Source organism: Prevotella sp. P5-108 (genome assembly GCF_002251385.1).
Lineage (GTDB): Bacteria > Bacteroidota > Bacteroidia > Bacteroidales > Bacteroidaceae > Prevotella.
Genome location: NZ_NPJJ01000057.1, coordinates 1 through 22,023, shown reverse-complemented (window position 1 = coordinate 22,023; position 22,023 = coordinate 1). Strand labels below are relative to the sequence as shown.

The 22,023-nt window shown below is 54.9% G+C and carries 20 protein-coding genes; 12 read left to right on the top strand and 8 right to left on the bottom strand.

Translation table 11 applies throughout. The annotated features are described in order from the left end of the window. Nucleotides 1–62 precede the first annotated feature (62 nt). Nucleotides 63–824 carry a tRNA (guanosine(46)-N7)-methyltransferase TrmB gene (gene trmB, locus CIK95_RS10715; protein WP_094387493.1) on the bottom strand — a complete coding sequence of 254 codons (762 nt, stop codon included), beginning with the start codon at nucleotides 822–824 and terminating at the stop codon, nucleotides 63–65. Nucleotides 825–1,091: 267 nt separating this feature from the next. Between trmB and CIK95_RS10710 the strand changes: the two genes are divergently transcribed. Next, a complete protein-coding gene (locus tag CIK95_RS10710; protein WP_094466978.1) occupies nucleotides 1,092–2,126 on the top strand; it encodes a low specificity L-threonine aldolase in 1,035 nt (344 codons plus the stop codon). A 145-nt stretch (nucleotides 2,127–2,271) separates the two neighbouring features. Here the strand turns inward: CIK95_RS10710 and CIK95_RS10705 are convergent, their stop codons facing one another. The 5 genes from CIK95_RS10705 to CIK95_RS13490 form a co-directional block, all read right to left on the bottom strand. After that, the gene (locus CIK95_RS10705) at nucleotides 2,272–3,288 is read right to left on the bottom strand and encodes a branched-chain amino acid aminotransferase (RefSeq protein ID WP_094387499.1); all 1,017 of its coding nucleotides are present in this window, start codon (nucleotides 3,286–3,288) and stop codon (nucleotides 2,272–2,274) included. Between the two features lie 90 nt (nucleotides 3,289–3,378). Further along, nucleotides 3,379–3,555 (bottom strand): exodeoxyribonuclease VII small subunit, encoded by a 177-nt coding sequence (xseB, locus tag CIK95_RS10700; RefSeq protein WP_022310422.1) that lies wholly within the window; start codon nucleotides 3,553–3,555, stop codon nucleotides 3,379–3,381. A gap of 8 nt (nucleotides 3,556–3,563) precedes the next feature. Then, nucleotides 3,564–4,799, bottom strand: coding sequence for an exodeoxyribonuclease VII large subunit (gene xseA, locus CIK95_RS10695; protein ID WP_094387501.1), 1,236 nt, complete (start codon nucleotides 4,797–4,799; stop codon nucleotides 3,564–3,566). Nucleotides 4,800–4,802: 3 nt separating this feature from the next. Beyond that, nucleotides 4,803–6,173, bottom strand: a complete 1,371-nt coding sequence (locus CIK95_RS10690; RefSeq protein WP_254046459.1) for a S8 family serine peptidase — start codon at nucleotides 6,171–6,173, stop codon at nucleotides 4,803–4,805. Nucleotides 6,174–6,224: 51 nt separating this feature from the next. Continuing rightward, entirely contained in the window at nucleotides 6,225–7,397 is a 1,173-nt protein-coding gene (locus tag CIK95_RS13490) for a helix-turn-helix domain-containing protein (RefSeq protein WP_254046069.1), read from the bottom strand. A gap of 300 nt (nucleotides 7,398–7,697) precedes the next feature. On the opposite strand from CIK95_RS13490, the gene CIK95_RS10680 reads away from it, so the two are divergent. The 6 genes from CIK95_RS10680 (at nucleotide 7,698) to CIK95_RS10650 (ending at nucleotide 14,264) form a co-directional block, all read left to right on the top strand. Continuing rightward, nucleotides 7,698–8,063 (top strand): hypothetical protein, encoded by a 366-nt coding sequence (locus tag CIK95_RS10680; RefSeq protein WP_144007811.1) that lies wholly within the window; start codon nucleotides 7,698–7,700, stop codon nucleotides 8,061–8,063. 372 nt (nucleotides 8,064–8,435) lie between these two features. After that, complete coding sequence (locus CIK95_RS10670; RefSeq protein ID WP_022310426.1) at nucleotides 8,436–9,308, top strand: hypothetical protein; 873 nt, start codon at nucleotides 8,436–8,438, stop codon at nucleotides 9,306–9,308. 12 nt (nucleotides 9,309–9,320) lie between these two features. Then, nucleotides 9,321–10,808, top strand: a complete 1,488-nt coding sequence (locus CIK95_RS10665; protein WP_094466974.1) for a TolC family protein — start codon at nucleotides 9,321–9,323, stop codon at nucleotides 10,806–10,808. Nucleotides 10,809–10,815: 7 nt separating this feature from the next. Then, complete coding sequence (locus CIK95_RS10660) at nucleotides 10,816–11,802, top strand: HlyD family secretion protein (protein ID WP_022310428.1); 987 nt, start codon at nucleotides 10,816–10,818, stop codon at nucleotides 11,800–11,802. A gap of 14 nt (nucleotides 11,803–11,816) precedes the next feature. Beyond that, nucleotides 11,817–12,980, top strand: a complete 1,164-nt coding sequence (locus CIK95_RS10655; RefSeq protein WP_173823504.1) for an ABC transporter permease — start codon at nucleotides 11,817–11,819, stop codon at nucleotides 12,978–12,980. A 6-nt stretch (nucleotides 12,981–12,986) separates the two neighbouring features. Continuing rightward, nucleotides 12,987–14,264 carry an ABC transporter permease gene (locus tag CIK95_RS10650; RefSeq protein ID WP_254046458.1) on the top strand — a complete coding sequence of 426 codons (1,278 nt, stop codon included), beginning with the start codon at nucleotides 12,987–12,989 and terminating at the stop codon, nucleotides 14,262–14,264. Between the two features lie 86 nt (nucleotides 14,265–14,350). Here the strand turns inward: CIK95_RS10650 and CIK95_RS10645 are convergent, their stop codons facing one another. Both CIK95_RS10645 and CIK95_RS10640 read right to left on the bottom strand, forming a co-directional pair. Beyond that, nucleotides 14,351–15,454 (bottom strand): Mrp/NBP35 family ATP-binding protein, encoded by a 1,104-nt coding sequence (locus tag CIK95_RS10645; protein ID WP_094389098.1) that lies wholly within the window; start codon nucleotides 15,452–15,454, stop codon nucleotides 14,351–14,353. An 11-nt stretch (nucleotides 15,455–15,465) separates the two neighbouring features. Further along, nucleotides 15,466–15,867, bottom strand: a complete 402-nt coding sequence (locus tag CIK95_RS10640) for a hypothetical protein (RefSeq protein WP_094466973.1) — start codon at nucleotides 15,865–15,867, stop codon at nucleotides 15,466–15,468. A gap of 265 nt (nucleotides 15,868–16,132) precedes the next feature. Between CIK95_RS10640 and CIK95_RS10635 the strand changes: the two genes are divergently transcribed. From CIK95_RS10635 to CIK95_RS10615, 5 genes are all read left to right on the top strand, one after another. Further along, on the top strand, nucleotides 16,133–16,807 hold the full coding sequence (locus tag CIK95_RS10635; RefSeq protein ID WP_022310433.1) for a hypothetical protein: 675 nt from the start codon (nucleotides 16,133–16,135) through the stop codon (nucleotides 16,805–16,807). A gap of 3 nt (nucleotides 16,808–16,810) precedes the next feature. Next, on the top strand, nucleotides 16,811–17,677 hold the full coding sequence (locus tag CIK95_RS10630) for a DUF4384 domain-containing protein (protein ID WP_144007810.1): 867 nt from the start codon (nucleotides 16,811–16,813) through the stop codon (nucleotides 17,675–17,677). Nucleotides 17,678–17,683: 6 nt separating this feature from the next. Beyond that, nucleotides 17,684–18,718, top strand: coding sequence for a hypothetical protein (locus CIK95_RS10625; protein ID WP_144007809.1), 1,035 nt, complete (start codon nucleotides 17,684–17,686; stop codon nucleotides 18,716–18,718). Nucleotides 18,719–18,786: 68 nt separating this feature from the next. Further along, the gene (locus CIK95_RS10620; protein ID WP_158215129.1) at nucleotides 18,787–20,163 is read left to right on the top strand and encodes a caspase family protein; all 1,377 of its coding nucleotides are present in this window, start codon (nucleotides 18,787–18,789) and stop codon (nucleotides 20,161–20,163) included. A gap of 22 nt (nucleotides 20,164–20,185) precedes the next feature. Further along, complete coding sequence (locus tag CIK95_RS10615) at nucleotides 20,186–21,676, top strand: transglutaminase domain-containing protein (RefSeq protein WP_022310438.1); 1,491 nt, start codon at nucleotides 20,186–20,188, stop codon at nucleotides 21,674–21,676. Nucleotides 21,677–22,023 lie beyond the last annotated feature (347 nt).

Genomic DNA, 22,023 nt, shown 5'->3' with positions numbered 1-22,023 from the left:
TGTAGTCGCCGTTCGCCCCATCCGCTTGGCGGGGCTGGCATCTTGTGCCGTTGTCGTCGTGCTTACTTTGCCGTCTCCTTGGGGCTGCGCTTCTCGCGGTGATAACTGCGATACTCGTCCATGGGTATCTCCACATCGGGCTCGGAGAGCTCGCCCTCGCGCGGCAGACCCAGACAGATATACTTGATGTCTATGCCACGCTCCATCCACATCGACTCATAGTAGGTCTGTATGCTCAGCAACCGCTCGTCCATACCCGGGGTGTGGTAGAGGTCGGCGGTAGCCACATGGATGGGCAGCTGGTTGTGCTCAGCCATACAGCGGGTGTAGGTATAGAGGAAGTTGGAGTCGGTCTTGACATGCACCAGTCCGCCATCCTCCATGAAGCGGCGGTAGCGGGTCATGAATGTGGTCGAGGTAAGGCGCTTGCGCACGTGCTTCATCTGCGGGTCCGAGAAGGTGAGCCATATCTGCTGCACCTCGTCCTTGTCGAAGAAGCGGTCTATTATCTCGATATTGGTGCGCAGGAAAGCCACGTTCTTCAGCCCTTCGTCCAGAGCCTGCTTGGCTCCCGTCCACATGCGCGCGCCCTTGATGTCCACGCCTATGAAGTTGATGTCGGGATATTTGCGAGCCAGCCCTACGGCATATTCACCGCGTCCGCAGCCCAGTTCGAGCACTATCGGGTTGGAGTTGTTGAAGTACATGTCGCGCCAGTGCCCCTTCATCTCAAAAGGCACGTTGTCTATGACCGAGAAAGGATACTGAAACACGTTCTCAAACGCTTCCATATCCGCAAATTTGGCTAATTTACCTTTGCCCATATCTTGTTTTTGATGCAAAATTACACAATTTGTGTCAAATAATCAGACGACAGCCTCATAAATCATACCCTCTACGGCATAAAAGTATGCCGATACCTGCCGTCGGGACACAGATTGACAGCCATTGCCTTGGTTATGTTTCTGCTTTTCATTACTTTTGCACCCACCACCTTCGTCTTTCCGTCGGCAGCCACTCGTCCCCGCGGCCTGCCGCGTCGGTCTGCGATGGGGGAGAGTATAGATGACAACTTTACAACACGATAGATTATGATTTCTTTTGAGAGTGATTACAACAATGGATGTACCCCCGAGATACTCCGTCGTCTTGCCGATACCAATGACGACCGTACGTCGGGCTATGGCTCTGACCCTTACTGCCAGTCGGCCATCAGGCGCATACGCGAGGCAGTGCAGATGACCGATGCCGATGTCTTCTTCCTCACCGGTGGCACCCAGACCAATGCCACCGTCATCGACTCGCTGCTCATGGGCTGCGAGGCGGTCATCACGGTCGAGACGGGCCACATTGCCGTACATGAGTCGGGAGCGGTCGAGGCTTTCGGACACAAGGTCATCACGCTTCCCGCCGTCGACAGCAAGCTCACTGCCGCCACGCTCGACCGCTTCATGGACACCTTTACTGCCGACGAGACGGCGCCCCACATGGTGCAGCCGGGCATGGTCTATGTCTCCATGCCTACCGAGTTGGGCATGGTCTACACCCGCAGCGAGCTCGCCAGCCTCTACGAGGCGTGCCGCCGCCACCACCTCAGACTCTATATCGACGGTGCACGCCTGGGCTATGGACTTATGTCCGATGCCTGCGATTACGACCTGCCCTTCTTGGCACGCCATTGCGATGTGTTCTATATCGGCGGCACCAAGGTGGGAGCCATGTTTGGCGAGGCGGTGGTGTTTACCGGCATGAGCGCGCCCAAGTATTTCTTTACCACCGTCAAGCGCCACGGCGCGCTGTTGGCCAAGGGGCGCATGCTCGGCATCCAGTTCGACACGCTCTTTACCGACGGCCTCTACCTGCATCTCTCGCGCCACGCCATAGCGATGGCTGCCCGCCTCAAGGAGGTCTTTGCCCGTCACGCCATCCCTATGGCTTGCCTTTCGCCCACCAACCAGCAGTTTGTCATCCTCTCGCCCAGCCAGTACGATGTCCTCATCGCCCAGGTGGCTTTTGAGATATGGGAGCGCCATGCCGACGGCACCCTCACCTGCCGCTTTGTCACCAGCTGGGCGACCACCGATGCCGACATAGACTATCTTGACCGCTGTCTGGCTGCGCTATAACGGGCTGCCCATGGTGGTAGCCTGAAAGGCCGTCTGCCAGCCATGCCGGCTGGTTTGCCCCGGCGTTTATACCTTTATATATACGACACCAGCCCACAGAGGTATGACCATCTGTGGGCTGGTGTATGTTGTTATGGTTGTGTTCTTACTCGATAATCACGCGTGTCCATCCGTGCTTGTCTTCCAGTATACCGTACTGGATGCCGCGGAGGGTGTCGTAGAGCTTCTTCGACCATGGGCCGGGCTCGTTGCCGAAGAAGTATTTCTTGCCGGTCTCGAAGTCGTCGATGTGAGAGATAGGCGAGATGACGGCTGCGGTACCGCAGGCTCCTGCCTCTTCAAATGTCTCCAACTCTTCCTCGGGAATTGGGCGTCGCTCTACCTTCATACCCAGGTCTTCGGCTATCTGCATCAGACTCTTGTTGGTGATAGAGGGCAGGATGCTTGTCGACTTGGGAGTGATATAGGTGTTGTCCTTGATGCCGAAGAAGTTGGCAGCACCACACTCGTCGATATACTTCTTCTCCTTGGCGTCGAGGTAGAACTCAGAGGCGTAGCCGTTTTCGTGGGCTATGTGGTTGGCCTTGAGCGAAGCGGCATAGTTGCCACCCACCTTATAGATACCGGTGCCGAGGGGAGCGGCACGGTCGTAGTCGCGCATGATGACGTAGGGGTTGGCAGAGAAGCCACCCTTGAAGTAAGGGCCTACGGGGGTAACGAAGATGAGGAACAGATAGTCTTCGGCGGGATGCACGCCTACGCAGGGCGTGGTGCCGATGAGCAGCGGGCGGATATAGAGAGTGGCGCCGCTCTCATAGGGGGGGATATACTTCTGGTTGAGGCGTACCACGCGTTCAACCATCTCTACAAAGAGCTCGGTGGGAACCTCGGGCATCATGATGCCGCGGCTGGTACTTTGCAGGCGGGCTGCATTCTCTTCCACGCGGAATACGCGCACCTTGCCGTCGGGACAGCGGTAGGCTTTCAGACCCTCAAAGGCTTCCTGTCCGTAGTGCAGGCTGGAAGCTGCCATTGAGAGGTTGATGTTGGGGTCAGAACTGATTTCTATCTCGCCCCACTTGCCATTGTGGTAGTTGCAGCGCACATTGTAATCGGTCGGCAGATAGCCGAACTTGAGATTTGCCCAATCTAATTCTTTCATTTTACTATCGTTTTAGTATTCGTTCTACTTGTCAGGGTGCAAAAGTAAACAATATTTGTTGCTTTGCCAACCATCTGTAGCAAAAAGTTGTTATCCTGCCAATATTTTGTCTATTTTGTCATTGGCAGCAGTGAGCTTGGCCTCACACAGGGCGATCAGCTTCTTGGCTTCGGTGAGTTGCTTGGCGAGCGAGTCGATGTCGAGCTCGCCTTGTTCCATTTGCTGCACGATGGTTTCCAGTCTTGCCATCGCTTCTTCGTAATTCATTTGCTTGCTCATTTCCTTATCTCTGATTTCAGGGTTCCTTGTTCCAGTCGTGTTTCGATGATGTCGCCGTCGGCCAGTTCATCGCCACTGCGCAGGGCATGACCGTTGTGCAGCGTGATGCTGTAGCCCCGGCGCAGGATGTGTATGGGGTCTTGGGCTTGGGCGCGTTGGCCCACGAGCTGCAGCCTGTGGCGCTCGCGCTCCAAGCGTTGGGTTGCGGCGCTGTCCAGCCTGTGGGCGAGGGCGTCTATGCGTTTGGTCTGCCGTTCGCGGGTCAGGGCAAAGAGGGTAGGGATGCGGTCGGCGAGCTGCTTGAGCCTCATCTTCTCGTAGGCGAGATGGCGCTCGGCGATACGGCTGATGCGCTCGCGGGCGCTGACGAGGGCGGTATAGACCTCGCTCAGATGGTCTATGAGGAAGGCGGCTGCCGCTGTGGGTGTCTTCACCCGCATATATGACACCATGTCCAGTATGCACTCGTCGCGGTCGTGGCCTATGCCGGTGATGATGGGCAGCGGGAAGTTGGCCACGTTCTCTGCCAGCGCCAGCGTGTCGAAGCCCGACATGTCGGTGGTGGCGCCACCGCCACGGATGATGACCACCACATCAAACTCGTCTATGCGGGCATTGATGCGGTCGAGCGCGGCTATCACGCTCTGCTCCACCTGTTCGCCCTGCATGATGGCGGCGAAGAGTTCGTGGCTGAACGACAGCCCGTAGCTGTTGTCGTCTATCTGGTGGCAGAAGTCGCCATAACCGGCAGCCTGGGCGCTGGAGACGACGGCTATGCGCTGGGCAAAGCGGGGCAGCGCGAGCTCGCGCTGGAGGTCGAAGATGCCTGCCTCCTTGAGCTGGCGGATTATCTCCATGCGCTTGCGCACGATGTCGCCCAAGGTGTAGTCGGGGTCTATGTCGCTCACCTGGTAGGCGAAACCGTAGGCTTCGTGGAAGGTGGGCGTTACCATCATCCTCACCTTGATGCCAGGCCGCAGCTGTTGCTGGGTCTGGCGTTCAAACTTGCTGCGCAGTGCCGTCCAGCGGTTGGCCCAGCACACCGCACGGGCCTTGGCCAAAGGGGTGGGGCCGAAGGGATCGTTCTCCACGAGCTCCATATAGCAGTGGCTGCGGTCGTGCAGGTCGGAGAGCTCGGCTTCGACCCAGTATTTGCCGTCCATCTGCCGTTCGATGGTCTCGCGCACCATGTGGTTGAGCTCCAGCAGCGTGAAGGTTCTCTCGCTCGCCATGGGTTATCGTCCTTGTTGGTAGGCACGCCAGAAGTCGGGGATGCCGTAGCCGTAGATGTTGTCGGGGGTGAGATAGCGGTCGGCGCTGCTGCGCACCAGACCGATGATTTCCTTGGCGGTCTTGCCGGGCAGCGCCTGCCAGAGGCATGCCACCATGCCGCAGGCTATGGGCGAGGCAAACGAGGTGCCGTTGGCGCCACCGTTGACGCCGGCTGCGTTGAAGATGCGTGCCATGCCGCCCCGTGCCATGATGTCGGGCTTCACGCGACCGTCCTGCGACGGACCGATAGAGCTGAATACCGTGTTCAGGCCGTGGCTGTCTACAGCCCCCACCGTGAGCACGTCGATGGCGTCGCCCGGAGGCGTCACCTTCTTCCAGCGGTCGCGGCCCGAGTTGCCCGCGCTGCACACCAGCACCACGCCCTTCTGGGCCAGCATCGATGCCGTGTTGGATATGAGCGTGCGGCGGCCGTCGAGGTCCACATACTTGTGGCTCGTGGTGGCATCGTCAAACTCGGCGTAGCCCAATGACGAGTTGATGACATCCACGCCCACCGAGTCGGCATACTCGGCAGCCATCGCCCATGTGTCTTCCTCCATCAAGCTCTCTGTGGGGCCGTATTCCGAGCGCAGCAGATAGTAGGAGGCTTCGGGTGCGGTGCCCACGTAGCGGAACGAGTCGACCGCAGCCATGCACGACAGCACCATAGTGCCGTGAGACAAGAGGTCTTCCATCTTGTCGCGGTAGGGGTAGACAAAGTCGCGACAGCCCAGCACGCGTACACCGCGCAGGGCGGGTATACGGGTGTAGTTCATGTAGCCGCCGTCGATGATGGCGATGGTCATGCCCTTTCCGCGGAAGCCAGCCTCATGCAGCTTCACGCCGTTGAGCTGTGCTATCTGGGGCAGCGCCTTGCCATAGACGCTCTCCGATGCCTTGGTCGTGTCTTTCACCACGCCGTAGGGCTTCACGGGACTCACCGAGTCGGGCGACTCGAAGACGCGCACCACGCGGGTCACAAAGTTGAGCCCTTCGAGCCGGGGGGCGATGTCGCCCTTGGGCGAGGCGATGAGCACGGTGTTGTTCCATCGGCTGCCGCCCACCACCTGATAGCCGTCGTGGCGCAGCGTGCCTATGTATTTGGATGATACGGGCAGGTCGGTAGAGTCGACAGCCAGCCCCTGGCGCTCTCTGCGGGCAAGGGCCTTGGCAGAGAGAAACTTCTCGGGGTGGCGCAGCGAGTAGCTTCCGCCCTTCTTGTCTTTGAGATACACTCTGTACATGTAGCTTTTGCCCCCGGCAAAAGCCACCTTCTGCGCCTGTATCTGCATCGAGCAGCACAGCGCCAGTAGTAGATATAATATTCTGTTCATAGTCGTGTGGTTGGTGGTGGCTGTCGGGGTGAGGGCTACAGCCGCCGGTGGTTACATACTGCCGTCGGCATCGCTGCCGCCTGTCTGCGACGGCAGTATGGGGCAGCCCCTCTCTCTCCAGGCTGTGGGTGTGCAGCCTGCGCGGTTCTTGAAGATGCGGTAGAGGTGGGTGCGCGACGAGAAGCCGCACTCGGCAGAGATGATATCATTGCTGTAGTCGGGGTAGTCGCGCATCATCTCCTGTGCCGCCTTGAACCTTATCTCGCTCAGCCATATACGGAACGACAGTTTCAGGTTCTGCTCGAAGTAGCGGGTAAGCTCTGCCCGAGGGATGAGCAGCATGCGCGAGAGGGTGAGCATGTTAGCATTGCTGTCGCGGTAGCCCTTGTCCTGGCACCATTTGTCCAAGCGCTCGGCGACGATGCGCTCGCGCTCGGGCGGCAGGGCTGCCAGATTGTAGGTGGCGGCTGCCGGGCTTCCGGTGCCATTGGTTCCGGCTGCGCGGGCAGACTCCTCGTCATCGTTGACCAGCTCTTCGGTGGGCACGTAGTTGAAGCCCAGGTTGCTGAATGTCAGGACAAAGAAGAATATGGCGAGCAGAATGACGGGGGCGTAGATGACCAGTATTTTGTTGAAGAGGATGACAAAGGGCATCGTCATCAATGCTACAAACAGCACCGCCACGCTCGTCTTGGCAAAGCGCACATGGGGCAGCATGTCGTTGGCGGTGAGGGTCTCGAGCAGCTTGCGGCGGAGCAGTATCTGGCGAGATGCCTTATAGATGCAGTAGGCTACAAGGCATATATAGAGGGCAAGCATCACATACATCCACATGCCGATGCGCATGCTGCCGTTGCAGCAGTAGCCTATGGCGTAGCACACGACGATGAGGGCATAAAGCCCGACGATGCCGGCGACAAAGCGGCGGCGGTTGTCGTGGACGGCTTCGATGTTGTAGATGGACAAAGCAATCAGTGCAAAGCTCGGGGGATAGGCAAGCAGATTGAGCACTGCACCCAGGTCGGCGCCCGACGCTCTCACAGACAGGGTCATCTGCGCCAGGAAGTGGGCAGCCAGTATCAGCATGGCTGCAAACAGCATCCAGCGCGACTGCTCATAACGACGGTTCTTCCATCTCACGTGGAGGCTGCCAAGGCCCAATAACATAGCATTGATAAGCATGGACAAGAGGCTCGTAAACTGAAGCAGAAATAAAATCTTCATGACCTTTCGATGTTTTAGTCGTTAATCATACACTCTCAGAGTATCATCTCGCAATACTTTAGAGTATTATCTTGCAAAAATACAGCTATCTTGCAATACCCTTGGTATTATCTTGCAAAAAATACAGCTATCTTGCAATACCCTTAGTATTATCTTGCAAAAAATACAGCTATCTTGCAATACCCTTAGTATTATCTTGCAAAAATACAACTTTCCTGCCAAACGGCGGAGGAAAAATCCCGAAATCTTGAAAAGTTTTTTGCCAATCTCCGAGGCATCGTGCCAACCACCCTCACCAGCATGGCGCCCACCGCGATTGTCTCCAGCATCGTGGAGAGCACCTCCAGACAACTGGAGGGTACCTTTAGCGAGCTGGAGGGTACCTTTGGACAGCTGGAGGGTACCTTTGGACAGCTGGAGGGTACCTCTATCGGCGTGGAGATTGTCTCTATTGAGCAGGATGGTATCTCCAGAAATCAGGCGACTGCAGACAGCGGCGTGGAGGTTGCATGGGCTGGCTCGTGCCTTCTGATACGAGCCCACGTGACAATAGGCACGAGCCCACGTGACATAAGATACGAGCCCTCGTATCGCAAAGCACGAGCCGATGATGATGGTCAGCACACCGCCGAACGTGGTGGATGCCATAAGTCTTGGTCATCGTGACGACAACAGTGCCGATAGCGTTGCCTGGTGGCACAATCGCCAGCCCACAGACCACGGTTGGCGTAGGCGAGTATGCCCCTATCCACCCCACCGACAGCCCCACAGATAGGGTCATGATTGCGGGCGTCTCGGCAGCTGTCAGCCCCCAGCCCGAGACGGTCGGCAGCGAGCCCGCAACAGGCTCTCCGAGAGGACTGAGAGTGGTGGTATACACCGCAACTGCCCACTGCAAACAAATATTAATGATTGGCCTTTTTTTCCACAAAAGTGCTAATTTTTCATATTATTATATATTTGGTCTGACGATTTATTTGATAAGTCAGATAATTGGCTTACTTTTGCAGCGCATAACAAATATTCACAGTGCAATATATGAAGACTAAAATTCTTATCCCCGTAATCGTCGTAGGTCTGCTCCTTGTGGGCGGCATAGTGTATCTCGCTCTCAGCCTCAACCAACAGAGGCAGGAAAACCAGGCCATGCAGGAACTTGCCGAGATAGACAAGCGGGAAATGGAGAACGAGTATCAGCAGTTTGCCAATCAGTACGGTGAGATGAAGACCAAAATCAACAACGACTCTATCGTCGCCCAGCTCACCGCCGAACAGGAGCGTACCCAGCAGCTGCTCAAGGAACTCAAGGATACCAAAGCGTCGGACGCAAGAGAGATAGCCCGACTGAAGAAGGAACTGGCCACCGTGCGCGCCGTATTGCGCAACTATGTGTTGGAGATAGACTCGCTCAACCGACTCAATCAGAACCTTACTGCCGAGAATACCCGTGTGCGCGGACAGTATGAAGAGGCTACCAGACAGATAGAGGGACTCAATTCGGAGAAAGCAACGCTCTCGGAGAAGGTCGCTATAGCCGCACAGCTCGATGCTATAGGCATCAGCGTCACACCCTTAGACAAGCGAGGCAGGGCTACAAGAAAGATAAGGAAGTGCAAGGCCATCCAGGTGAGCTTCGCACTCGCCAAGAACGTCACCGCCCAGAGCGGCATGAAGACAGTATATGTAAGACTGACATCGCCCACAGGCACACTGCTGGGTGGCGCAGGTTCATTCAGCTATGAAAACCGCACCCTGCAGGCTTCGATGAAGAAGGTGGTGGAATATGGCGGCCAGGAGACCCCCGTGACACTGTTCTGGAATGTCACCCAGGCGCTGGTCGAAGGCACCTATCATGCAAGCATCTTCGCCGATGGCAACATGATAGGTTCCAAGAGCGTTACGATAGACTAAAAAGGAGAGCAAATGACAAGGCTATTATTATCCTTAATGTTATGTGCCGTCTGGCTGCCACAGGTTCAGGCGCAGGGGCTGTCGCTCGACAGTTGTCGGGCTCTGGCGCTGCGCAACAACAAGCAGCTCAATGTGGCAAGGCTCAAGCAGGATGTGGCGCGATACAACCGCAAGGTGATGCGCACCAAGTATCTGCCCAAAGTCGATGCCGTGGGCGGCTATGAGTATTTCAGCAAAGAGATATCGCTGCTCAACAGCAACCAGAAGACCGCTTTCGGGTCGCTGGGAACGACTGCCACGGGAGCCGTGGGTGGCAATATCACCCAGATGATAACGGGGTTGGTTCAGCAGGGCGTCATCACGCCCGAGTTGGCACAGCAGTTGGGTGGCGTGCTCAACAAGCTCACGCCACAGTTGGCTGAGGCTGGCAACAAGTTGGGCCAGGCGGTCAACGACGCCTTCCGCACCGACACCAAGAACATCTGGTCGGGAGCCGTCATGGTGAGACAGCCCATCTTTATGGGCGGCGCCATCGTCGCAGCCAACAAGATGGCAGACATCAGCGAGAAGATGGCTGCCAGCGACCTCGAACTGCGTCGGCAGACCACCCTCTACGACATAGACCAGGCCTACTGGCTCGTGGTGTCGCTGCGCCAGAAGGAGCAGTTGGCCCAGAGCTATCGCGACCTGGTCAAGAAGCTCAGCGAGGATGTGAAGAAGATGATTAGAGAGGGCGTGGCTACCAAGGCCGACGGACTCAAGGTCGATGTCAAGGTCAACGAGGCCGACATGCAGCTCACCCAGGTCGAGGACGGCCTGTCGCTGGCCAAGATGATGCTCTGCCAGCTCTGCGGTCTGCCCATGGACCGGGAGATAACCCTCGCCGACGAGAACGTGCAGACACTCGCCCCGGTCGTAACAGAGACCTATGAAGCAGCCGACACAACCTATGCTGCGCGCCCAGAGATACAGATGCTCGAGAACACCATCGAACTGAGCCGCCAGAGCACCCGCCTCATCCGCGCCGCCGCTCTGCCCCATGTGGCACTTACCGGCGGATACATGGTAAGCAACCCCAATGTCTTCAACGGGTTTGAACGCAAGTTTGCCGGCGTATGGAACGTAGGCGTACTGGTACAGGTACCCGTGTGGAACTGGTTTGAAAGCAGCTACAAGATACGCGCCGCCAAGACAGCCACCAGCATAGCCGTGATGGAGCTGAGCGATGTACGCGAGAAGGTCAATCTGCAGGTGGCACAGAGCCAGTTCAAGCTCAAGGAGTCGCTCAAGCGGTTCCACATGGCCAACGAGAACATGAAGAGTGCCGAAGAAAATCTGAGATGTGCCAACCTGGGATTCAAGGAAGGCGTGATGGAGGTCACCGATGTCATGGCGGCACAGACCGCATGGCAGATGGCGCAGTCGCAGAAGATAGACGCCGAGGTGGGCGTCAAACTGTCGCAAGTAAACGTAAAGAAAGCATTAGGTATATTAAACTGAAACGATTATGTCAGCTAAAACACAACATAACAACATACTGCTTGCCGTCGTAGGATTTACGGCAGTGGTGGTCATCGTGGCCCTCATCGGCTATCTTACCCTCGGCCAGGAACCGGAGATTATCCAGGGCGAGGTCGAAGTGTCTGAATACAGGGTGTCGAGCAAACTGCCCGGCCGCGTGGTAGAACTCAGAGTCAAGGAGGGCGACTTTGTGCATGTAGGCGATACACTCGCCATACTCGAGGTGCCCGAGATGGACGCCCAGAAGCGAGTGGTCGAGGCTACAGGTGAAGCGACCAAGGCGCTCAAGGACCTCACCGACGCCGGAGCACGCCAGGAGCAGATACAGGGTGCCTACCAGCTGATGCAGCAGGCCAAGGCTGCAAGCGAGATAGCCCAGAAAACCTATAACCGCATGCAGAACCTCTACAACGAGGGCGTCATAAGCGGACAGAAGCGCGATGAAGCCTTTGCCGCGTACAAGGCGACCGAGGCACAGGTAAAGGCTGCCGAGAGCCAGTATGAAATGGCGAAGAACGGAGCCCGCAAACAGGAGCGCGAGGTGGCTGCGATGAATGCCCAGGCCGCCAGCAACGCTGTGGATGTGGTGAGCTCGCTGCTGCGCGAGACGGTGCAGGTGGCACAGGTAGAGGGCGAGGTGAGCGAGGTATATCCCAAGGTGGGAGAACTCGTGGGACTGGGCTCGCCCATCATGAGCATCTCGATGATGAACGATGTATGGGGCACATTCAATATCCGCGAAGACCAGTTGGGCGGCATGAAGATTGGCGACACGTTTACCGCCTACTGCCCGGCATTCGGCAAGGACATAGAACTCAAGGTATACTATATACACGACCAGGGAAGCTACGCCGTGTGGAAGGCCACGAAGACCAACGGCCAGTATGACCTCAAGACATTTGAAGTCAAGGCTCGCCCAGTGGGCAAGTTTGAGGGCCTGCGTCCGGGTATGAGCCTTATCCGTAAAGACTGAGAGGCACAGACACTATGATAAAGCAGATATATCGGATAGCCCTGCGCGAGTGTGGCATCCTGCGCTCCAATCCCATCTATGCGTTTTGCATGGTAGTGTTCCCGGTGCTGGTGGTGGTGTTCTTCACCTCACTCATGACCGAGGGACAGCCTGTAAACATGCCGGTGGGAGTGGTAGACCAGGACAATACCGCCACCACGAGGGCGCTGATACGCCGGCTCGATGCCTTTCAGACCACGAAGGTGGTGGCGCACTATGCCAACATCAACGATGCGCGCCGCGCGGTGCAGGAGGGCGACATCTATGCCTTTCTGCTCATCCCAAAGGGTACCACCGACGGCATGGTGTCGGCACGCCAGCCCAAGATATCATTCTACTACAGCCAGGTGACGCTCCTGGCGGGCTCGACGCTCTTCAAGGACCTCAAGACCATCTGCACGCTGGGCTCGGCGGCGGTAGGCTCGGCTAAGCTGTCGGCTCTGGGCAAGACCGAGCGCGAGATACAGGCTTTCCTGCAGCCCATAGCCCTCGACATGCACATGATAGGCAACCCCTGGGCCAACTACAATGTGTATCTCTCGACCATCATGGTACCCGGACTGCTGCTGTTGTTTGTATTCCTCATCACCCCATACTCCATCGGCACCGAACTCAAGTTCAAGCGTTCGCACGAGTGGCTCAAGATGGCGGGCAACAGCATGCCGGTGGCTCTGGCAGGCAAGCTGCTACCCCATACGCTCGTCTTTCTGACGGTGTTCTATGGGTTTGACTTCTACATCTATTATATATTGGACTTCCCCTATCCTGGAGGCGTGGTGCCGATACTGCTCGATGGCTTCCTCTCGGTGGTGGCAAGCCAGTGCTTCGGCGTGTTTGTCTTCGGACTGATGCCGTCGCTGCGTATGTCGATGAGTATCTGCTCGCTGTGGGCGGTGCTGAGCTTCTCGGTGTGCGGAGCCACCTATCCCGTGTTCGCCATGGACTCGATGATAGAAGCCATGGCACAGCTCTTCCCGCTGCGCCACTACTACATGATATATAAAATAAGCATATTCAACGCATTCCCCCTTGCCGACTGCGCAATCAACGTCGCGGCTCTGGTGCTGTTCATGCTGCTGCCGCTGTTTACCGTGCGCAACCTGCGCAGGGCCATGCAGGAATATGTCTATATACCCTAAATGATTATGAAAGGAGACCATAGTCTTATCTCACAAATCAAACAAGGCATCTATGACATGTGTCATATCTGGGCCAAGGAGATGCGGTCGGTATTTGCCGACGAGGGCGTGCTGTTGTTCTTCATCTTCCTGCCCTTGTTCTACCCTGTGCTCTACTCATGGATATACAACAACGAGGTGGTCAACAAGGTGCCCGTAGCCATAGTAGACTTGTCGCACAGCCACGACAGCCGCGAGTTTGTGCGCAAGGTCGATGCCTGTTCGGGGGTACGCGTGGCTTACTACTGCAACAACCTCGAGGAGGCGCGTGAGGTGGTGGGGCACCAGAAGGCCCACGGCATACTCTATTTTCCATCAGACTTCGCCACGAAACTGCATCGGGGCGAACAGGCACATGTGGGCGTGTACTGCGAAATGAGTCTGATGCTCACCTACAAGGCTATACTCCAGTCGGCGCAGGCTGTGTCGATGGAGATGGGAAGCCAGATACAGATAGCGGGCTCCAACTCGTTTACCGCCCGCGATGAAGATATAGCCACCCGTCCGCTCGACTTCGACGAGGTGCCCATCTTCAATGCCACGGGTGGTTATGGCAATGCCATCCTGCCCGGTGTGCTCATGCTGATACTCCAGCAGTCGCTGCTCTTGGGCATCGGTCTGGCGGCAGGTACCGCCCGCGAGAACAACCGTTATCAGGACCTCGTGCCCATTACCAGCCATCACAACGGCATCTTCCGTATTGTGCTGGGAAAGGCGATGTGCTACTTCATGATTTATGCCGTGGCGGGTGCCTATATCACCCTCTGCGTTCCTCGCTTCTTCCACTTCACCACCCTGGCCCAGGGCGGTCCGCTGTTGGCCCTCATGGTGCCCTATCTGCTGGCTTGCATCTTCTTTGGCATGATGCTGTCGTGTCTGGTGCGCTATCGCGAGAATGTGATGCTGCTGGTGGTGTTCACCTCGGTACCTCTGCTCTTCATGACGGGCATCAGCTGGCCCGTAAGCAATATTCCCGGCGTGTGGAAAGGCGTGTCGCTGCTCTTCCCGTCGACCTTCGGCGTGAGGGGCTTCCTCACGCTCAACAGCATGGGAGGCACGCTCGACGACATCACCACCGAATATATGGCATTGTGGGTTCAGGTGGCCATATACTTCTTTGCCACCTGCGTGGTCTATCGTCTGCAGATTATCCACACCCACACCCACGCCTACGAACGCCTCGAAATGCTCAAGCAGAAGACCAAGGAGGCAATAGGCCGCAAGCAGTCGGGTAAGGAAGGGTAATTGCGGCAGTGCAGAAATGACAATCCCTGTCTCTGGCATCCATCGGATGGAGAGACAGGGATTGTCGTATTCTATAGGGGCGTAGATTACTTCTTGCTGATGTCTACGATGCGGGTCTTGGGCAGCTCCTTGTTGCGTCGGTTGGTCACTGTCACCACCGCCTGGGCGAGATTGAGGAACGCCTGACCAGTCTGGCTCTCGGTGTTGAGTACTGCGGGAGTACCGGCGTCGCCATTGTCGCAGATGCTCTGCACCAGAGGAATCTGGGCGAGCAACGGACAGCCCATCTCCTTGGCCAGCTGCTTGCAGCCCTCCTTGCCGAAGATGTAGTAGCGGTTCTCGGGCAGTTCGGCGGGAGTGAACCATGCCATATTCTCCACCAGACCGAGGATGGGCACGTTGACCTTGTCGTTGCGGTACATGTCGATGCCCTTGCGCGCATCGGCGAGAGCCACATTCTGCGGCGTCGATACGATGACGGCACCGGTGATGCTCAGCGTCTGCAACAGGGTGAGGTGGATGTCGGATGTGCCGGGAGGCGTGTCAAGGATGAAATAGTCCAGGTCGCCCCAGTCGGCGTCGGCGATGAGCTGCTTCAGGGCAGATGTGGCCATGCCTCCGCGCCACAGCGTGGCGGTGTCGGGATTGACGAAGAAACCAATGGACAGGAGCTTTACGCCATACTTCTCGATGGGCTCGATGAGCTGGCGACCATCCTTCTCTACCGCATAGGGGCGCTCGCTCTCTACGCCGAACATCTTGGGCATGGAGGGACCGAAGATGTCGGTATCGAGCAGACCCACCTTGTAGCCCATGATGGCGAGGGCTATGGCGAGATTGGCAGAAACGGTCGACTTGCCTACGCCGCCTTTGCCCGAGCTTACGGCTATCACGTTCTTCACCTGAGGCAGCAGTTTGCCTACCTCGGGGCGTGGCGCAGACTTGAACTCGGTCTTTATCTCGACCTCTACCGCCTTGTCCACGTGGTAGTGTATGGCTGCCTCGGCAGCCTTCAAGGTTGATTTGAGAAACGGGTCGGTCTCGCGGGGGAATATCAGTGTGAAACTCACCTTCATACCGTCGATGCGAACATCGTCGGCGAGCATTTCTGCCTCTATCAGGTTTTTCTTGTTACCAGGGTAAGTCACCGTAGCCAAAGCGTCGGTGATAAGTTTTGGATATAATGTCATCATATTGTCTTTTAATCAGTTGCAAAATTAGCCAAAAAAACTGTAACAGCCTCATAAATGTCCATAATAATATCCCCCGCACTCTCCCCGCCGTCCTCTGCCCCTGCCACAATGGTGCCCTCCACGACCGAGACGGCAACCGCTGCCGCAGACCTCGCCACCTTCGGCATGGCGATGGCGGCAGAGAGGGTGGCGACAACCGTTGTCAGGGATGCTATATATATAATAAGGTGTAGATGGGTTGCAGCCAACCCAAGGATGACAGGCGGGCGGAGCGCAGGCTGCAGGAATGGCGCAGACAGGGACAGATGCGTCACTTCCTCCAGTATAAAGGACTGGTGGATGGCGGCGGAAAGCCAATGGATATGGATGGTCTTGACCGTGATTTGGACAAAAATAACGATGATGGTCAAAAAATCTTCCGTTTTTTAGTATTTATTCAGAATTTAATGCTACTTTTGCAACTAACGAGATTATAACTATTACCTCACCAACTTTGGCGATGTCGATTACGAGCTAACAATGGTCGCCCTTGGCATATTGCATTTCACACGTTCACTCCACGGAGTGAGGCTCTCCGTGCTACAGATGTATATCTGCCCTACATAACACAATTAATGTCCGTCACATCTTAACCAAGCCAATCGGGAGCCGTTGGTACAATTAAAAACTTAACGTATGAGAACCATCAGATTAGTATTGACCCTGGTGCTGGTCATGACTTTTACCGTATCTTTTGCCCAGTTGACGAAAGAGCAAATCAAGGAACGCAAGGAAATCAAGAAAGCCTCGAAGGCTGAACTCGGCGAGAAGGCCACGAAGACAGCCCGCAAGGAAGCCAAACGCTTGGCAAAGGAGGGATGGAAGGTCACGCCCGGCGCTCTGCCATTGGAAAAACAATTGGACAAGTCGTACCTCATGCAGATGGAGTATGATGAGAATATGTTTCCCAAGTATCTCATGGGCGAGGCTATGAGTATCGGCGAAAACTATGACGCTGCCCGCCTGCAGGCTATGGAGCTGGCCAAGCAAAGCCTGGCTGGACAGATACAGACTGAGGTGACCGCCCTGATAGAAAACACCGTAAGCAACAAGCAGCTGGCGGCTGAAGAGGCTGCCTCTGTGACCCAGACCATCAGTGCAGCCAAGAACCTTATCTCCCAGAGTATAGGCCGTGTGCTCACCGTGGTAGAGATGTATCGCGTGCTGGGCAACAAGAACAAGGAGGTGTCGCTGCGCATTGCCTATAATGCGGAGATGGCAAAGCAGGCTGCCAAAAAGGCCGTGCGCCAGGAACTGGAAAAGAAGGGCGACGACCTGCACAAGAAGTTGGACGAACTGCTGGGTTGGTAGCGTATGCGTAGTTGGGTAGTAAATCTATGCTGTCTCGTGGCGAGTGTGGCTTGGGCGCAGAAAACCGTCACGGTGGTAGCGTCGTACACCTATCACGTGCCCGAGAATGTGACGGTGGAGCAGGCCAAGACTACGGCGCTCGAAAGGGCAAAGGTCCAGGCTATCGCCGACGAATTTGGCACTCTCATAGGGCAGAGCAACTCTACCCTGGTGACCAATGAAAACGGAAAGAGTGATACCCATTTCTCATCGATTGGTCGTAGTGACGTCAATGGCGAGTGGATAGAAACCATCGGTGAGCCCCAATATGCGATAAACTATGAACAGGGGATGCTCATCGTCAATGTGAAGGTCAAAGGGCGCATACGCAAGTTGTCTGGCCCCAAGATAGACCTCGCTGTCAATATACTGCGCAATGGCACCGAACTCAAATACGAGAGCGACGATTTCCGCAATGGCGACGATATGTATCTCCACTTCCAGTCGCCCGTAAGCGGCAGACTGCTGGTCTATCTCGTCGACTATACCGCACGCCAAGTCTACTGTCTCTTGCCCTATTCGCAGCAGGCGGATATGGCCCAGCCTATAGAGCAGGGTAGGGAGTATCTGTTCTTTTCTGCCAAGAGTGTGGCAGCCGAAGAGCGGCAAGTGGTGGATGAATATACGCTCACTACTGACAAGAAAATGGAGCAGAACGAAATGGTCGTGATATTCAGCTCTGGCGAACTGGCCAAAGCCAATACCTCGGCGAGTGAGGGACTGCTGCCGCGAGCTATGAGCATTGACCACTTCAACAAATGGCTGGCTGAAATGCGCATCAAAGACAAAAATATTCAAATCATCAATAAATCATTAACCATTAAAAATTAACTAATTATGAAAAAGGTATTGCTTTTATTCTTTTTTGTCTCCCTCTGTGTGAGCAACATGTATGGAAAAACCAAGACTTCTTATCGCAACGCGCTGATATTTGCCTATTCTCAGGCCAACAGTGTGTTTGAAGATGACAATATACGACTGGAGATTTACAACGAGCAGCTATGGGCCAAGAACAAGACCAAGAAGACCATCTTCATCGACTTGTCTCAATGCTTCATGGTGCATAATGGTTCGTCGTTCCCTCTGTTTGACAAGAAACAGGACGAGCGCCACGCCTCGAAGAAAGGCAAGACTACGTCGATCGATGAGTTTATTACCATCCCGCCATCTACTGGCGGCAAGCAGAATGATACTTTCATCTGTAACATGGCAACGGGTATTCTGGGTAATTACAGTACCTCGGAAACTCCTGCCGGAGAATTCACCGAGTATGACAAGCGACTGTTTAATCTCATTGCCGATTTGCTGGATGAGTCGAAGAAAGCCGACCCCAAACGTGAGGAATACAAAGGTACTGTAAGCCGTCATCTCACCGAAGACGAGAGTATCAACAATATCGGTGCCTCTATTGCCTATGCCTTCAACAAGCGTTCCGAGGAATGGACAAGTGTGGCCCTGTCTGCCTGGGTGAGTGACATCATCTTCTCGCCCTACTATGTGGAAATGCCCGACGACCTGACCAAGAAAGATAAACGCGGGTTTGGCGTCAAGGAGACCAAACCAGCCGTTCTTCACGTGATGGCCAACTCTCCCTTTGAGTTTGACGAAGACCGCTCACCCATCATCGTGTGTGACTGGGAAGGTAACTTCAAGAAGGGAACATTCAGACTGAGCAGTACCAATGTGTCGAAGCAGGGAAAGGTTGGTATCGGTCGTATTATCGGCGCCATATTTACCTATGGAGCTACGCTGCTCGTGCCCCTGTCAGAGACCAGCTATAAGAAAGTCATCCACTTTGATGGCGCTACAAGCGATTGGGGTAAGATGACTTACGTAGGTAGACTTCAGGATACCAAGCAGGAAAAGAAATAGTATAAACCGCGACTGCCACTCTGCCCGAATGAATGAGGGGAGTGGCAGTTGTCTTAGCATTGTATGTCATGATGCGCTTATTGTTCCTTATATTAATATGGTGCGTGCAGACGGTGTCGGCGCAGAGTATGGATGTGCAGAGTAAGGCTGCGCTCGAGTCGATGCGCGGCGGTTATGTCCAGTATGCTTTTGATGAGTTCAAACGGCTTGCCGCTTCCAATGACATGGCTGCCCAGTACTATCTGGGCTGGTGTTATGAGAATGGTGTGGCTTGTGAGAAAGCGCTTACGGATGCGTTCCGCCTCTATCGTCGTGCAGCCGAACGTGGTCTGCCTGATGCCATGTTGCGCTTGGCTTCGTTTTACCAAAATGGTATTGTGGTAAGTCAGGACGATGGCAGATATAACGAATGGATGGAGCGCTATCAGAAGAAAGGCGGCAAGTGTCTGCTGCCTGATATCGCCGAGGCATATAATGGGGCGCAACGCAATATAGCCAATTATGCGCTCAGTCCGAAACGGGGAGGAACGGTAAGGCAGCAGCCCGCCGCCAGTAGTGGAGGCACAGGGCAGACGGTAAACCATATTACTATCGTACAGCAGACGGCTCCCACGCCAAAGCCAGAACAACCCAAGCCCGCGACGTCAAAGCCAGTGGTGACCAAGTCGGATGTAGATACCGGCATCCCCTCGACTGGTGCGGTCAACGAGAATACTTTTGCGCTCATCATCGCCAATGAAGCCTATCAGAATGTGGCACCTGTACCCAATGCTATCAATGACGGAAGGGTATTTGCAGACTATTGCATGAAGACTCTGGGTATGCCCAAGACCAACATCCATCTGGTAAACAATGCAACCTATATCAATATCAAGCGTGAACTCAATCTGATGCGTCAAATTGCTGAAGCATACAAGGGTGGGGCTAAACTTGTCGTCTACTATGCAGGACACGGACTGCCCGACGAGGCTTCGGGAGACGCTTACCTCTTGCCGGTAGATGGTTATGGTTCGGATTTGACAACCTGCTACAATCTGAATGATTTCTATGCCGCATTGGGAGCAATGTCCCTGTCTCAGGTGGTGGTGCTGATGGATGCCTGCTTCTCCGGCTCGTTGCGTGGAGATGGCATGCTGGCGTCGGCTCGTGGTGTGGCAATCAAGGCCAAGGGCAGCGAGTCTAAGGGAAACATGGTCGTACTGTCTGCCGCTCAGGGAGACGAGACTGCCTATCCCTTGGATGGGCAGCATCATGGTATGTTTACGTATTATCTTCTTAAGAAACTGAAGGAGAGTAAAGGTACGGCAAATTTGGGCAGCCTGTTTGACTATGTCAAGGACAATGTGGTGAAGAAGTCGCTGGTGGTAAATGGCAAGCGGCAGACTCCTACCATTTCTCCGTCGGCTGCTGTCTATGACAAGTGGCGTAATTGGACATTGAAATAACCATTGTATAAAGGAGACAATCATGGTGAGGCAAATGGTGTTCTGCGTGTCGCTGCTGATGGCAGTAAACTGTCTGGGGCAGACGACAAACAAGGCTCGGCAAGGGTATGAGCAGTTTAAGAAACAGGCTCGGCAAGGGTATGTAGACTTCCGTCGGGCTTGCAATGCTGATTATGCTGCTTTCCTGAAACAAGCCTGGCAGTCGTATGAGGCAGGTCCCGTGGTGCCACGTCCCAAAGAGCGTGAGGTGAAGCCCGTGGTAATGCCGCAAGGAGATGTGGACAAGCCGGTGAAACCTATGCCTATCAAGGTGGATACGGTGATAGCTCCTGTGCCTCAAGGGGCTCAGCCCAAGCCTGTGGCTCCCATCTATGAGGGAACGGTGGAGAATGAACAGCAACTTTCCTTTACCTTCTTCGGAACAGAAGGCCGTGTGCGGATGCCTGTCCTGCGTCCTGATATCGGTGCCGTCTTGAAGGGCGGTGTGTCAGAGAATGAGGTGAGCAAAGGATGGACTATGCTCTCGGAAGGCGGCTTTGACCATCTCATCCGCGATTGCCTCGGACTGCGTATGAGTCATCAGCTCTGCGACTGGGCTTATCTGCTCATGCTCCGCAAGATGAGCGAGAGCTACTATGGTGGCGACGCCAATGCCTCGACCCTCTTCCTGGCTTGGGTCTATTGTCAGAGTGGTTATCAGATGAGGTTGGGGAGCAACGGTCAACGTCTCTATCTTCTGTTTGGTAGTCGTCATCAGATTTATGACCACGCGTTCTTCCGCATCGATGGTAATTATTTCTATCCGCTTGTGGACAAGGGAGAAACGGCTAGTACGCGGTTGCGTATATGCGGGGCAGCTTTCCCCGAAGAGCAGCCTCTGTCGCTCTATATCCCTTCGGCGATGTCTCTGACCAACAATTTCAGCGACAACCGCACCATACGGTCCAAACGCTATCCCTCGGTGGAGGCGCAGGTAAGGGTAAACCGCAATCTGATAGATTTCTACGATGTCTATCCCACCTCGGCGATAGACGACAATCCACTTACGCGCTGGGCGATGTATGCTAATACGCCTATGGCTGAGAATGTGAAATCCCAGCTGTATGGCAAGATGCGGCAGCTCATTTCTGGCAAATCTCAGATTGAGGCGGCCAATATGCTCATAGACTGGGTGCAGACGGGGCTGGTGTATGAATATGATGACAAGGTCTGGGGTGGCGACCGTGCCTTCTTTGCCGAAGAGACGCTCTATTATCCTTATTGTGACTGCGAAGACCGTGCGATTTTGTTCACTCGTATGGTGCGCGATTTGCTCGGATTGAAGTGCATCCTGGTGTATTACCCCAACCATCTGGCTTGCGCCGTCGCCTTCGACCAAGCGGTGCAGGGTGACTATGTAGTGGTCGGTGGTCGGCGTTTCGTGATTGCTGACCCAACGTATATCGGGGCGCCAGTGGGGCGGACTATGCCCGATATGGATAACAGCTCTGCGCAGGTAATCATGCTCGAGTAGTCTTCGGTCTATGGCAATTCCACATGTGACCGCCGTCAGTCTGCATCGGAATAGATTGGCGGCGGTCACATGTATCATGACTTCTTCTACATCTTTGATGAATGTGTAAATGTCGGTCTGTGGGGTATATATTATAATAAGGTATATAGTCCCCAGGGTCATCATTTCGGTTGATATAAATCAATAGGTGAAAAATATTTTCAACTTTTTTGTTGAAATTTTTGGTTTGTGTTGAAAAAAGCTATACCTTTGCATCCGCTTTCGAGAATGAAACACTTCTCCTGAGCGCTGAAGAAAGAGTTCTTTGAAAGATTTAAGATAAACAGAAGAGTAGTAGTACAAGAAGC

Bases quoted from the DNA above. Each gene is read 5' to 3' on its own strand.
- trmB (WP_094387493.1), bottom strand. From the start codon at position 824: ATGGGCAAAGGTAAATTAGCCAAATTTGCGGATATGGAAGCGTTTGAG.
- CIK95_RS10615 (WP_022310438.1), top strand. From the start codon at position 20,186: ATGGTGAGGCAAATGGTGTTCTGCGTGTCGCTGCTGATGGCAGTAAAC.
- CIK95_RS10645 (WP_094389098.1), bottom strand. From the start codon at position 15,454: ATGACATTATATCCAAAACTTATCACCGACGCTTTGGCTACGGTGACT.
- CIK95_RS10710 (WP_094466978.1), top strand. From the start codon at position 1,092: ATGATTTCTTTTGAGAGTGATTACAACAATGGATGTACCCCCGAGATA.
- CIK95_RS10690 (WP_254046459.1), bottom strand. From the start codon at position 6,173: ATGAACAGAATATTATATCTACTACTGGCGCTGTGCTGCTCGATGCAG.
- CIK95_RS10680 (WP_144007811.1), top strand. From the start codon at position 7,698: ATGGCGCCCACCGCGATTGTCTCCAGCATCGTGGAGAGCACCTCCAGA.
- CIK95_RS10620 (WP_158215129.1), top strand. From the start codon at position 18,787: ATGATGCGCTTATTGTTCCTTATATTAATATGGTGCGTGCAGACGGTG.
- CIK95_RS10705 (WP_094387499.1), bottom strand. From the start codon at position 3,288: ATGAAAGAATTAGATTGGGCAAATCTCAAGTTCGGCTATCTGCCGACC.
- xseB (WP_022310422.1), bottom strand. From the start codon at position 3,555: ATGAATTACGAAGAAGCGATGGCAAGACTGGAAACCATCGTGCAGCAA.
- CIK95_RS10625 (WP_144007809.1), top strand. From the start codon at position 17,684: ATGAAAAAGGTATTGCTTTTATTCTTTTTTGTCTCCCTCTGTGTGAGC.
- CIK95_RS13490 (WP_254046069.1), bottom strand. From the start codon at position 7,397: ATGAAGATTTTATTTCTGCTTCAGTTTACGAGCCTCTTGTCCATGCTT.
- xseA (WP_094387501.1), bottom strand. From the start codon at position 4,799: ATGGCGAGCGAGAGAACCTTCACGCTGCTGGAGCTCAACCACATGGTG.
- CIK95_RS10650 (WP_254046458.1), top strand. From the start codon at position 12,987: ATGAAAGGAGACCATAGTCTTATCTCACAAATCAAACAAGGCATCTAT.
- CIK95_RS10635 (WP_022310433.1), top strand. From the start codon at position 16,133: ATGAGAACCATCAGATTAGTATTGACCCTGGTGCTGGTCATGACTTTT.
- CIK95_RS10655 (WP_173823504.1), top strand. From the start codon at position 11,817: ATGATAAAGCAGATATATCGGATAGCCCTGCGCGAGTGTGGCATCCTG.
- CIK95_RS10630 (WP_144007810.1), top strand. From the start codon at position 16,811: ATGCGTAGTTGGGTAGTAAATCTATGCTGTCTCGTGGCGAGTGTGGCT.
- CIK95_RS10670 (WP_022310426.1), top strand. From the start codon at position 8,436: ATGAAGACTAAAATTCTTATCCCCGTAATCGTCGTAGGTCTGCTCCTT.
- CIK95_RS10660 (WP_022310428.1), top strand. From the start codon at position 10,816: ATGTCAGCTAAAACACAACATAACAACATACTGCTTGCCGTCGTAGGA.
- CIK95_RS10665 (WP_094466974.1), top strand. From the start codon at position 9,321: ATGACAAGGCTATTATTATCCTTAATGTTATGTGCCGTCTGGCTGCCA.